Source organism: Dietzia sp. SYD-A1, assembly GCF_015356725.1.
Classification (GTDB): Bacteria; Actinomycetota; Actinomycetes; order Mycobacteriales; family Mycobacteriaceae; genus Dietzia.
Genome location: NZ_JADDKI010000708.1, coordinates 1 through 545, shown reverse-complemented (window position 1 = coordinate 545; position 545 = coordinate 1). Strand labels below are relative to the sequence as shown.

Here is a 545-nt window from a genome sequence, read left to right as displayed (position 1 = left end):
GGCTGGTGCGGGCCGCCCGCGGGTACGACGACCCCCAGGCGGAGGGCGGGGTGGCGTCGGGGGACGCTGATCGCCCGGCCGACGACGTGGCCCCCGACCCCGGACACCTGCCGCGTCCGGCCGCACTCACCGCGGGCTGTGGACTGGTCGGGGCGAGCGTTCTCGTCCTGGTTGTGCTGGCGTTGCGCGACATTCTCGGGGACCAGGGCATGGAGGAGTTCGCCGGTCTCGACCGATCCGAGGTGGTGCCGGCGATCATCGCGCTCGCGGTGTTCATCGGCGGCGTCTACGGGGCGATGGGCGTCCTGGCCCTGCTCACCTACCTGGGGTACGCCAGACCGCGCGTGTGGCTTCTCACCCTCACGGTGGTGAGCATCGTCTCGACGGAGTCCGGCCGCGTCACCACGGACGCCGAACTGGGGACCGTTCTCGGCGGCTACCTCGCCCTGGCGGTCAACGTCCTGATCCTGCTGCTGCTCACCAGCCAGGCCACGCGGACGTGGAGCCGCAGGACCGCGCAGGAACGGCGGCGGGCGCGGCGGGCC

General features: G+C 73.2%; 1 pseudogene. It reads left to right on the top strand.

Annotated features, from left to right (window positions below):
- Window positions 1-545: pseudogene (locus IY392_RS18890) on the top strand (hypothetical protein); the annotation flags it as partial.